Source organism: Aquimarina algiphila, from assembly GCF_007489275.1.
Classification (GTDB): Bacteria; Bacteroidota; Bacteroidia; order Flavobacteriales; family Flavobacteriaceae; genus Aquimarina; species Aquimarina algiphila.
Genome location: NZ_VLNR01000046.1, coordinates 101,227 through 112,380, shown reverse-complemented (window position 1 = coordinate 112,380; position 11,154 = coordinate 101,227). Strand labels below are relative to the sequence as shown.

The following is an 11,154-nucleotide window of genomic DNA, read 5'->3' as shown; positions in this document are numbered from 1 at the left end:
AGGAGAGTCGATGAGAAGAAAAAGAAAAAAATCGTAATTTTAACACTGAAATAAACACGCTTTTGGGAACTGTTTTGCTATGCTCTATTTAAACAGGAATACCCGGGTCAATTTCATAGGAATCTCCATAAAGATCATTATATTCAGGGTGAGTTATTCTTGGGAACTGAGTTTTTTCATTCCAATCTTCTATGGCAGAATATCCTATTGTTTTTCTTCTGGTTGTTTTATAGAAAAGAATTATTTTAATGGGATACAATCCATTTGTATCTCCATCATTTTTATATATTTTTACTGTGGCCTTCATAGAATGAGCGTAAACTGTCGTAAGTTTTTCGTAAGTTTTTAGCGCAAATTAGCAATTTTTTGCATATTTTAGCAATGAAGATGCTCTTAATTATTTTATGAAAACTAACCCCTATGCTAGATGCAAAGGGGTTTTGGTGAAGTGGAGAAGATGGGACTCGAACCCACGACCTCTTGACTGCCAGTCAAGCGCTCTAGCCAGCTGAGCTACATCCCCAATTGTTTTAGTCAGCACCTCGCAACACCAGCAGAGGGATTCTACTATCAAAATCTTTCTTTAGCACCGTATTTTCTTCCCAAAGCTTAGAAAAGAAGCCTCTTTTGCGTCTGAAAACACAAAGGAGGTCGGGATAATTTTCATTAAGATGCTCCAGAACCCCTTGAAACAATGTTGCATTTTCTGAAGATTTATACGATGAAACAATTTCACCTAAATCATTATGAAACTCAGAATCTTCAGGTAAAAATCCGGCAGTTTTTACTTGAAGTAATTTCATTTTAGCATTGAACGTATCTAATACTTCTTTTATAGGAATCAAGGCATTGTTCTTGTTTATGATACCTGATTTAATGGCCATAAGGACATTGTTAATCGGTTGAAAAGTATACATTTCAGGAATGATAAGTACAGGTATTTCAGTCTTTTTTACTAAACTTCCTGTAATTTCACCCAGAAAATAAGGAACCTTAATATCACTTATTTCAGCCCCCAGAATAATTAAATCAATAGCGTGTTGTAAATTAAACTTTGGGATAGCTTCTAGAATTTCTTCTTCTAACGGCAATGCAATAATATCAACACCTTTTTTATCAATTTTTGCAATTTCTTCTTCAATCGTAGATGCCTTAATTTCTTTTAATGCTTTATTTACAGAAGGCAAACTGCCTGATCTTGGTAGTTCCTTAAAAACCTCTACAACATATACTGTCGCATTAAGTTCCTTTGCAAAATCAATAGTATATTGTAACCTTGCTATACTTACAGAATGTTCAGATAAGCCTAGAGGAACTAATATATTCTTCATATACTATTTTGATTTGTGATTTAGCCTATAAAATTACGACTTTAGTGCTTTTACCAAGTAGGTTTTTTGATAAAAAATAAAAACTAAATATTCTAAGGATTTAGAGCGCATTTTAAAAAGATAAAATAAATCTATTTCTTAAAGTTTATTTAAATGTTTATTTGAATAGAATCGAAAGGTGCTAACTGAAATATAAAGTTAGTACTTTTGACTGATGATTCGTAAAGCATTTCTTTCTGATCTGGATATTATTTATCAGCTATCCCAAGCATGTGCTAAAGAGATGATAGCAAATGGTATCTATCAATGGAACGAGGAGTACCCTACTCTAGAGCGTTTTAAAAAAGATATAGAGCTCCATGAGTTATATGTTTTAGAAGAAAAAGATATTAAAGGGATTATTGTACTCACCGAGTTGATTGATGAAGAGTATGTTCCTGTTAAGTGGTTAACCGAAAGCAAGAATAATCTATATGTTCATCGCTTGGCAATCCATCCACAATTTTGGGGACAAGGATATGCACGACAATTGATGGATTTTGCAGAAGAATATGCAAGAGACTATGACTATCAATCTTTGCGGTTAGATACATTTAGCCAAAATAAAAGAAATCAGAAGTTTTATGAAACTAGAGGCTATAAGCGTTTGGGAGATATATACTTTCCAAAACAAAGTACGTATCCGTTTCATTGTTATGAGCTCATTATATGAGTAAAGTAATCGGTTTTAAAAATATTAATCGCTTAGCTGTCCCGGCTATTATCGCTGGTATTGCAGAACCTCTCTTATCCATAACAGATACAGCGATAGTAGGAAATATCCCCGAATATGGAACAGAATCTCTGGCGGCAGTTGGTATTGTGGGGTCTTTTTTGTCAGCACTAATATGGATCTTGGGACAAACCCGAAGTGCTATATCTGCTATTATTTCGCAATATTTAGGAGCAGGTAAAATAGAAGAGGTAAAAACACTACCGGCACAAGCTATTTTCTTTAATGTGTCTTTAAGTATTTTGGTATTAGTGTCTACTGTGTTTTTTGTTGAAGAAATTTTTAAATTATACAATGCCTCAGGATTGATTTTGGAGTATTGCGTGGTATACTATGATATTAGGGTCTGGGGATTTCCACTAACATTATTTACATTTGCCGTTTTTGGTATTTTTAGAGGCCTGCAAAATACATTTTGGCCAATGATTGTAGCTGTTATTGGCGCAGTAGCAAATATTGTTTTAGACTTTATTTTGGTATATGGAATTGATGATTTTATTACTCCAATGGGAATTAGTGGTGCTGCTTGGGCAAGTTTAGTTTCTCAATTTATAATGGCCGTTATAGTTTTTGTATTATTACTAGTTAAAACAGATGTTAGTCTTAGGCTACGTTTTCCACTAAATAAAGAATTAGGTAGATTGGTAACCATGAGTCTTAATCTTTTTGTGCGTTCAATAGCCTTAAACACAGCATTATATTTTGCAACATCTCATGCTACCGATTATGGAGATGAGTATATAGCTGCATATACGATAGCGATGAATATATGGATGTTTACAGCCTTTTTTATTGATGGATATGGTGGTGCAGGTAATATTTTAAGTGGAAAATTATTAGGAGCAAAAGATTATAATTCGTTATGGAAATTAGGAAAACGTGTAAGTTCTTATGGGATTGGCGTTAGTCTAATTTTAGCAATATTTGGATTTATATTTTATTATAAAATAGGAGAAGTATTTACTAGCGAGGTTATTGTACTGGATACATTTTATAGTGTCTTTTTTATTGTTTTAATCGTACAGCCGATTAATGGTTTGGCTTTCGTATTTGACGGAGTTTTTAAAGGCCTGGGTGAGATGGGGTATTTAAGAAATGTGTTACTGGGAGCAACATTTTTAGGGTTTATTCCTACCCTCTATCTATGTGACTATTTTGATTTAAAATTGTACGGAATTTGGATTGCATTTACTGTATGGGCTCTTTTTAGAGGGGTAGCACTCGTCATAAAATTCAGAAATAAGTTCCTGCCTTTAATTGCTTCTAATAGAAATTAAAAAGAAGCATATACAATAGTAAAGGAGCATATATAAGAATTAAAAAAATTCCAATTCGTAATCTGTTTTTTTCAAAAAATTGTTCCATCATCATCAGTTTTTAGTAAGATCCCCATTTTAAAGTAAAAGACGAATTCTATTACAGATAGTTGCGATTGATTACGTATCTGTAATAAAATATTATCTATTTTTATAGAAAAGTAGTAACAAAAATGATACCAGAATCCATAGGAAGTCTCTATACACATATCGAAAATACTGTTGCAACAATAGAATTTGGTCACCCTGCCAGTAACTCTTTTCCGTCAGAATTATTAGTAAGATTAGAAAAGGCTTTTGATGAATTATCTAATGATGAATCGGCTCATGTGATTATTCTTAAATCAGAAGGAGACCGAGCTTTTTGTGCAGGGGCCTCGTTTGACGAATTAATTACTATTGATAATCTTAAGGAAGGAAAAAAATTCTTTTCTGGCTTTGCGAATGTAATTAATGCTATGCGAACATGCAAAAAACCTATCATTGGTAGAATACAAGGAAAAACCGTTGGAGGAGGAGTAGGATTAGCCGCTGCTTGTGATTATTGTTTGGCCTCAGAATCTGCATCGATTAAATTAAGTGAACTAACTATTGGGATTGGTCCATTTGTAATAGAGCCTGCAGTATCAAGAAAAATTGGACTTGCAGCTTTTGAAGCACTTGCATGGGATGCTTCACAATGGAAAAATGCATATTGGGCTAAAGAAAAAGGATTATATTCCAGAGTTTTTGAAACCGTAGCAGAATTGGATAAAGAAGTACAGATGTTTGCAGAGAGACTTGCCAAGTATAATCCCAAAGCAATACAGCAAATGAAAGAAACGTTATGGAAAGGAACAGACCATTGGAGTGAATTGTTAATAAAGCGTGCAGAAATCTCAGGTGAACTTGTACTATCTGAATTCACAAAGAAAGCATTAGAAAAATTCAAAAAATAAATAATGGAGATATTAAATTTTTTAGGAGGAAATGGATTGTTTCTTATTTTGGGAATCATATTAGTAGTGGTTTACTTTATAAATAAGAGAAAGAGAAGGTAATCTTCCGTAACTTTGCCAAAAATTACAAAGTAAGTGATGAGTAAAATTCGTATCACCAAACAATTTTCTTTTGAAACAGGTCATGCCTTATATGGATATGATGGCAAATGTAGAAATGTTCACGGACATAGTTATAAGTTAAGTGTTACCGTGATTGGAACACCTATCTCTGATACATCACATGTTAAGCTAGGCATGGTAATTGATTTTGGGGATCTAAAAAAAATCGTAAAAGAGGATATAGAAGATGTTTTTGATCATGCTACAGTGTTTAATAAGAATACTCCGCATGTAGAATTAGCAAAAGAACTTCAGGATAGGGGGCACAATGTTATTTTAGTAGATTATCAGCCTACCAGTGAGAATATGGTAATTGATTTTTCTAAAAAAATAAAGGCTCGATTACCAGAAAACATTAAACTACATTCTCTCAAGCTTCAGGAAACAGAGACTTCGTATGCAGAATGGTATGCCTCAGACAATCAATAGATAATATGTCTTGTGATGCTTTTCTTATTTTTACCTTTAAATTAAAATTATGAACCTTCCAGAAGGGAAAAAAATATATTTTGCCAGTGATAATCATTTGGGAGCTCCAACAACAGAAAAGAGTTTTCCCAGAGAACAAAAGTTTGTAAAATGGCTAGACGAGGTTAAAGAAGATGCTGCAGCTATTTTTTTATTAGGAGATCTATTCGATTTCTGGTTCGAATATAAAACAGTGGTTCCTAAAGGTTTTACCAGAACATTAGGGAAACTGGCAGAAATTACAGATTCTGGAATACCTGTATATTATTTTGTTGGTAATCATGACTTATGGATGAATGGATATTTTGAAGAGGAGTTAAGTATCCCGGTGTATCATAAACCCCAGGAATTTACATTTAATGAAACAACTTTTTTTATAGGGCATGGTGACGGTTTAGGGCCTGGAGATAAGGGATATAAACGCATGAAAAAAGTATTTACTAATCCTGTGGCTAAATGGTTCTTTAGATGGTTGCATCCTGATTTGGGAGTAAAACTAGCACAATATTTATCAGTTAAAAACAAATTGATTTCTGGTGATGAAGATGTTACCTTTTTGGGAGAGGATAATGAATGGCTAGTGCAATATTGTAAAAGAAAATTAGAGAACAAACATAGGGATCATTTTATATTTGGGCATAGACACCTTCCTATGGAAATACAATTAGAAGAAAACTCAAGATATACCAATTTGGGAGATTGGATTATCCATTATACTTATGCCGTTTTTGACGGAAAAGAATTGAAATTAAGTACGTTTAAATAATAAAAAAAGGGAAGTATCTTAAAAATTACTTCCCTTTTTTGTATTATAATAACATGCGTTTATTCTATCATTATTTGTTTTACAATAGAGTTTTCGCCTAATTTAACATTAACTAAATACAAGCCTCTTACATTAATAGAATTTCGTAGTTCGTTGAGTAAGATAGATGTAGATCCTTTTTTTAGCATTCCTAAATCCTTTTTTTGGATGCTTTTCCCATTTAGACTCATAATTTCTATGGAGCCATGAACGTCTGCTGGAACATCTATTTGTAGACTTAGGTTATCAGCAATTACAGGGTTGGGATATAGACTGATACTTTGCTTAGTGTCACTAGCTATTTGTAGGCTATTGGTTTTGTTATTAAGACCTTTGATAATGAATTTTTCCCATGAACCAATAGCATTTCGATTACAGAAAATTCCCATATCTCTTCCATTCTCATGACTTACATATTTACCGTTATTACCTTTTATTGCATATAGATCTCCTCCTAGCGATTCTAACGTAAATTTTTCCCAAGCTCCTACAGCATTACGATTACAGTTCATAGCTTTGTTTCCATTTTCAGAACTTACATATTTACCATTGTTACCTTTTATACTTACAGTACCATTCCCAGAGGATTGTACAGTAAATTTTTCACCTGCGCCTGCAGAATTACGATTTGCTCGCATTGACCGAGAACCTCCTTCAGAGCTTATAAATTTATTAATACTCTGCCCATTAAAAGTAACATTACTACCTCCTGTTGGTGGATTTGGAGGGTTTCCGCCACCACCAAACCTTGGTCTGGATGATAACCAATTGAGGTCAAATCTTGGTCCTTTTTGGTTACATCCATTAGGTCCTAAATCAGTACGTCCTGGACATCCTGCTTCGTCTGGAGCATCATTTGCCGGACCATTTCCACATTGGATGTCATTATATGGGGCATCGCCATTTCTATAAGCTCTGTATTGAGGATGTTTTTTTAGCTCGTCACATACAGCACGAAGGTTTCTCTTAACCCCGTTAATAGTAACAGAAGCAACATTAATATCATCTAGATTGTGATCAAAAGTAGTATCACACCAGCAAAAGCCATTTGCAGCATAACTGTCTGTCCAACTAGGATGTCGGGGATTCCATTGCATTTTTGAATTATTTTCTTGCTGAGTTGATTGGGATATTGCAAGATGTGTCGTAAGACAAGCAATTAGAAATGTTAGAATACATAGTTTACGTTTCATAATAATATCTTTAAGTTAGTAACTTTAAAGGTCATATTATAAAAGCAGGTTTTAAGGTTTGTAAGGGGTACATTAGGAGTACAAAACAATAAAAGGGAATACATAAAGCATACTTTGCCTTAAAAAAAGATAAACGATAATTTAACCATTTACTTCGGGTTATAGTGCATCAGAAAGCCGAATACCGATCATTTCTGTTGCTTTAAGTTCAGAATGATGTTCAAAAAATATGATGGTATCACGCAAAACTGCTTCAATCAGATAATGGTTTCCTTTAAAATACGAATTTTTTACCCGTGCTTTTAATTTAGCATTGGTATCAACTAATAGTTGATGTGGGTAAACGAGAATGATATCTTGACTTTCTGAATTTGTAAACCAAGAGGTTTGTATTTGGTTTACTTCTCCAAAAAGAGAGGCGATGTAATAGTTAGAAGGGTTTTTATATAAAGAGATCGTATTTTCTTTAGTCAAGATTTCACCTTGATGAATCACGATAGTTTCATCTGCAAAAGATAGAATATCTGTCTTATCATGAGTCGCGGTAATACTGGTAATTTTGTTGCGTTTTAGATATCTAAAAAGGTTTCTTCGTAAAGAACTTCGTCTAAAGTTATCGATATTGCCAAAAGGTTCATCAAGCAATAATAATTCTGGTCTTTTTGCCAGAGCTTTTGCCAAAGCAACTCTTTGTTTTTGCCCTCCGCTTAAATTTTCAACTTTAATGTCAGCAAAATGAGTCATCTCTACAATTTCAAGTAATTCATTTACCCGACCTTGTTTGAGTTCTGGTTCAAAATTAGAAAGATATTGACCAATATTTTCTGCAACACTTCGATAGGGTGATAATTCAAAACCTTGAGAGAGATATTTCATATTTTCTTCTCCCGGAACTAAATTGAAAAGAGGCCCTAATATTTTTTTGTCATTCCAGGATAATTCTCCTTCTTGGACGTCCAAAAGTCCATAAATGATTTTTAATAAGGTACTTTTACCACAGCCACTTGCTCCAATCAAAGCAATATGCTGCCCTTTTTTGATAGTGAAACTAACATTTTTTAAGACAGGTAATTCGTCATAAGCAAAGGAAATATTCTGGACTTTAAGCATATTCAAATATATTGACTCTTGACCAAATAAAAAACCCACTTTTAGTTTATAAAAGTGGGTAGATAAAAAAATATTTGTTGTAATAAGACTCAGTCAATTACTTTTGAGGATTTAATATTAAAAACAATTGTATTTTGATAAAATTTATCCTTTTACTTTTTTATTAATTTTTTCAGGTAACACTTCATATCCCATATTGTATAAAGTAAAGCCAAAAATATCAGCGTATTGCTCGATGGTTTTACTTACAGGTGTTCCTGCACCATGACCAGCATTCGTCTCAATTCTAATTAGTGTTGGATTATCGCCAGATTGTTTTTCCTGAAGTTCTGCTGCGAACTTAAAAGAATGAGCAGGTACAACACGATCATCATGATCTCCTGTTGTTACCAATGTGGCAGGATAGTGTGTCCCTTCTTTTACATTATGTATAGGAGAGTATCCTTTTATATATTCGAACATCTCTTTATTATCCTCAGCTGTACCATAATCGTATGCCCATCCTGCTCCTGCTGTAAAGGTATGATAACGTAGCATGTCTAATACACCAACCGCAGGTAAAGCTACTCTCATCAAATCAGGGCGTTGTGTCATTGTTGCACCAACTAATAACCCTCCATTAGATCCTCCGCGAATTGCAAGGTAGTCACTCGAGGTATAGTTGTTTTCTATTAAATATTCTGCTGCTGCAATAAAATCATTAAAAACATTTTGCTTTTGTAGTTTTGTACCTGCAACATGCCATTTTTTGCCATATTCGCCACCACCTCTTAGATTCGGGACAGCATAGACTCCTCCTTGCTCCATCCATACAGCATTTGCAATACTAAACGCAGGAGTTAGACTTATATTAAACCCTCCATAACCATATAGTATTGTTGGATTTTTTCCGTTGAGTTCAATACCTTTTTTATAGGTAATAATCATAGGTACCTTTGTACCATCTTTGGAAGTGTAAAACACTTGCTTACTTTCGTAATGATCTGGATTAAAATCTATTTTTGGTTTTCGATATAATGTTGAAGTACCCTCTGCAATGTTATATTTATAGATGCTACTTGGTGTTTTATAATTAGTAAAAGAATAGTATAATTCCTTTTCTTTTTTCTTCGTGCCAAATCCATTAGCGCTTCCGACTCCTGGCAATTTTACTTCTCTGATTAATTTACCTTCATAATCATATTGTAATACTTTAGATACTGCATCCACCATATATTCTGCGAAGAAATATCCACCTCCTGTATTGGGGCTAAGTACATTTTCGGTTTCAGGAATAAAATCTACCCAGTTTTCTGGAGTAGGATTGGCAGCATCTACTGCTACTATTTTTTGATTAGGAGCGTTTAGGTTTGTAACAAGATAGAGCTTAGATCCAACATTTTCTATAACATAAGTGTCACTATCAGTGTGATCTAAAATGGTAATTAACTTACTATCTGGTTTTGTTAGGTCCTTAATGAATAGTTTATTTCCTGATGTAGATACACTTGCAGAAATGATAAGATAGGCATCATCTTCTGTTACACTGGCTCCAACATATCTGTGTTTCTCTTCTGGAGTACCTCCAAAAATCAAAGCATCTTCTTTTTGAGTAGTTCCTAGTTTATGATAGTATACTTTATGCTGATCTGTTTTGGCAGAAAGTTCACTTCCTTCTGGCTTATCATAACTAGAATAATAGAATCCTTCATTTCCTTTCCATGACATTCCAGAAAACTTAACATCGATAATAGTATCTTCAACAACTTCTTTGGTCTCAGTATTTTTAACTATTATTTTACGCCAGTCGCTTCCTCCTTCAGAAATAGAATAGGCTACTAATTTTCCATTTTTAGAAAAATTTACACCTCCGAGAGAAGTGGTCCCATCTTTGCTAAACGTATTTGGGTCTAGAAATACTTCTGGTTCATCACCTTCATTCTTAAAACGATAGATCACATATTGATTTTGAAGGCCGTCGTTTTTGTAAAAATAGGTATACTCACCTTCTTTAAATGGTGAGCCTACTTTTTCATAATTCCATAGGTCAGATAGACGTTTTTTCAAATCTGATCTAAAAGGAATATTTTCTAAATACCCAAAAGTGGTTTTATTTTGATTAGCGACCCAATTCTCGGTCTCTTCACTTCGATCATCTTCCAGCCAACGGTAAGGATCTTGTACTTCGATACCAAAATAAGTATCAACGGTATCCACTTTTTTAGTTTCAGGATAATTCAATGCAATGGTAGTTTTTGTGGTTTCTTCTTTAGTTTCATTTTTACATGCTATCATTAGAACTACGATAGATAATGCAAAGAGTGTTTTTCTCATGATGTGTTGTGTTATAATAATTCACAAATCTATCAAAAGAAGATGCTATAAATGCTAAATAAAATATAAAAAAGACTGCTCTGTACAACCTGTGAAGAAACTAAGGGTTTTCTTCCGCATTGCTTTGGGGTTTAGCGACACGTAGGATAACTATACAAGAGCAGTCAGAATTTTCTGTAAGAAACGAAAAATTTTGCTTTTAGAAAAGAGTTTTATACGTGCTCCAGGATTTAAAAATTAAGAAGGCGTTAGCGACAAAGACAAATGCTCCTGGTCCTATGTTTGCAGGATCCAAAGTAGCATGAAATAGAATAATATTTACTGAAATTGGTGCAAGTAGAATTAAAGCAAATGGTACAGCCTTTTTTGTAAGCAACAAAAGTCCGACAAGTACTTCTATAATTCCTACAGTTTTAAGCACATAGCTATCAGCAAGAGCACCAAAGAAAATACCAGCATCAGGATTAGCAAATTCAAAACCGGGAATAAATCCAATAAATTTATTACTTCCAAAAACGACAAGCATCGCTCCTAATACTATTCTTAACACTAAAATTAATGTATTCATTTGTTCTGTTTTTTTGGGATTAAATTGCTGTATTAGAGGAAGAAATGTTAAAAACCTTACAAATGTCAAGGAAAACCAGAGTTAAAAAAATACCTTTCGTATCTGTAAATACATAAAGTTGATTTGTTTCTATATTGAGAAACGATGTCAAGAATTTTTATGGGGCTAACCTTATTAA

General features: G+C 33.6%; 11 protein-coding genes and 1 tRNA gene. 5 read left to right on the top strand and 7 right to left on the bottom strand.

Features of this window, described 5'->3' with window-relative positions; translation table 11 throughout:
• Positions 1–88: 88 nt before the first annotated feature.
• From FOF46_RS19945 to FOF46_RS19935, 3 genes are all read right to left on the bottom strand, one after another.
• Positions 89–307, bottom strand: a complete 219-nt coding sequence (locus tag FOF46_RS19945) for a hypothetical protein (RefSeq protein WP_143917656.1) — start codon at positions 305–307, stop codon at positions 89–91.
• Between the two features lie 142 nt (positions 308–449).
• A tRNA-Ala gene (locus FOF46_RS19940) sits at positions 450–523 on the bottom strand.
• 7 nt (positions 524–530) lie between these two features.
• A complete protein-coding gene (locus tag FOF46_RS19935) occupies positions 531–1,331 on the bottom strand; it encodes a universal stress protein (RefSeq protein ID WP_143917655.1) in 801 nt (266 codons plus the stop codon).
• Positions 1,332–1,545: 214 nt separating this feature from the next.
• Between FOF46_RS19935 and FOF46_RS19930 the strand changes: the two genes are divergently transcribed.
• The 5 genes from FOF46_RS19930 to FOF46_RS19910 all read left to right on the top strand — a co-directional run bounded on the left by FOF46_RS19930 (position 1,546) and on the right by FOF46_RS19910 (position 5,753).
• Positions 1,546–2,043 carry a GNAT family N-acetyltransferase gene (locus tag FOF46_RS19930; protein WP_143917654.1) on the top strand — a complete coding sequence of 166 codons (498 nt, stop codon included), beginning with the start codon at positions 1,546–1,548 and terminating at the stop codon, positions 2,041–2,043.
• Positions 2,040–3,380, top strand: a complete 1,341-nt coding sequence (locus tag FOF46_RS19925; protein WP_109436386.1) for an MATE family efflux transporter — start codon at positions 2,040–2,042, stop codon at positions 3,378–3,380. The genes FOF46_RS19930 and FOF46_RS19925 overlap by 4 nt, the downstream gene beginning before the upstream one ends.
• Before the next feature lie 212 nt (positions 3,381–3,592).
• On the top strand, positions 3,593–4,357 hold the full coding sequence (locus FOF46_RS19920) for an enoyl-CoA hydratase/isomerase family protein (RefSeq protein ID WP_143917653.1): 765 nt from the start codon (positions 3,593–3,595) through the stop codon (positions 4,355–4,357).
• Between the two features lie 138 nt (positions 4,358–4,495).
• On the top strand, positions 4,496–4,948 hold the full coding sequence (locus tag FOF46_RS19915) for a 6-pyruvoyl trahydropterin synthase family protein (RefSeq protein WP_143917652.1): 453 nt from the start codon (positions 4,496–4,498) through the stop codon (positions 4,946–4,948).
• A 49-nt stretch (positions 4,949–4,997) separates the two neighbouring features.
• Entirely contained in the window at positions 4,998–5,753 is a 756-nt protein-coding gene (locus FOF46_RS19910; RefSeq protein ID WP_109436389.1) for a UDP-2,3-diacylglucosamine diphosphatase, read from the top strand.
• A gap of 59 nt (positions 5,754–5,812) precedes the next feature.
• Here the strand turns inward: FOF46_RS19910 and FOF46_RS19905 are convergent, their stop codons facing one another.
• From FOF46_RS19905 to FOF46_RS19890, 4 genes are all read right to left on the bottom strand, one after another.
• Positions 5,813–6,985 (bottom strand): T9SS type A sorting domain-containing protein, encoded by a 1,173-nt coding sequence (locus FOF46_RS19905; RefSeq protein ID WP_143917651.1) that lies wholly within the window; start codon positions 6,983–6,985, stop codon positions 5,813–5,815.
• A 159-nt stretch (positions 6,986–7,144) separates the two neighbouring features.
• Positions 7,145–8,095: an ABC transporter ATP-binding protein gene (locus FOF46_RS19900; RefSeq protein WP_109436391.1), complete on the bottom strand. Its 951-nt coding sequence runs from the start codon at positions 8,093–8,095 to the stop codon at positions 7,145–7,147.
• A gap of 144 nt (positions 8,096–8,239) precedes the next feature.
• Positions 8,240–10,408, bottom strand: coding sequence for a prolyl oligopeptidase family serine peptidase (locus FOF46_RS19895; protein WP_143917650.1), 2,169 nt, complete (start codon positions 10,406–10,408; stop codon positions 8,240–8,242).
• Between the two features lie 199 nt (positions 10,409–10,607).
• Positions 10,608–10,976, bottom strand: coding sequence for a DoxX family membrane protein (locus FOF46_RS19890; RefSeq protein WP_109436468.1), 369 nt, complete (start codon positions 10,974–10,976; stop codon positions 10,608–10,610).
• Positions 10,977–11,154: the final 178 nt, after the last annotated feature.

What these genes read in the sequence shown, in the direction of transcription:
- FOF46_RS19895 (WP_143917650.1), bottom strand. Translation starts at nt 10,408, where the DNA reads ATGAGAAAAACACTCTTTGCATTATCTATCGTAGTTCTAATGATAGCA.
- FOF46_RS19925 (WP_109436386.1), top strand. Translation starts at nt 2,040, where the DNA reads ATGAGTAAAGTAATCGGTTTTAAAAATATTAATCGCTTAGCTGTCCCG.
- FOF46_RS19915 (WP_143917652.1), top strand. Translation starts at nt 4,496, where the DNA reads ATGAGTAAAATTCGTATCACCAAACAATTTTCTTTTGAAACAGGTCAT.
- FOF46_RS19945 (WP_143917656.1), bottom strand. Translation starts at nt 307, where the DNA reads ATGAAGGCCACAGTAAAAATATATAAAAATGATGGAGATACAAATGGA.
- FOF46_RS19910 (WP_109436389.1), top strand. Translation starts at nt 4,998, where the DNA reads ATGAACCTTCCAGAAGGGAAAAAAATATATTTTGCCAGTGATAATCAT.
- FOF46_RS19935 (WP_143917655.1), bottom strand. Translation starts at nt 1,331, where the DNA reads ATGAAGAATATATTAGTTCCTCTAGGCTTATCTGAACATTCTGTAAGT.
- FOF46_RS19900 (WP_109436391.1), bottom strand. Translation starts at nt 8,095, where the DNA reads ATGCTTAAAGTCCAGAATATTTCCTTTGCTTATGACGAATTACCTGTC.
- FOF46_RS19905 (WP_143917651.1), bottom strand. Translation starts at nt 6,985, where the DNA reads ATGAAACGTAAACTATGTATTCTAACATTTCTAATTGCTTGTCTTACG.
- FOF46_RS19890 (WP_109436468.1), bottom strand. Translation starts at nt 10,976, where the DNA reads ATGAATACATTAATTTTAGTGTTAAGAATAGTATTAGGAGCGATGCTT.
- FOF46_RS19930 (WP_143917654.1), top strand. Translation starts at nt 1,546, where the DNA reads ATGATTCGTAAAGCATTTCTTTCTGATCTGGATATTATTTATCAGCTA.
- FOF46_RS19920 (WP_143917653.1), top strand. Translation starts at nt 3,593, where the DNA reads ATGATACCAGAATCCATAGGAAGTCTCTATACACATATCGAAAATACT.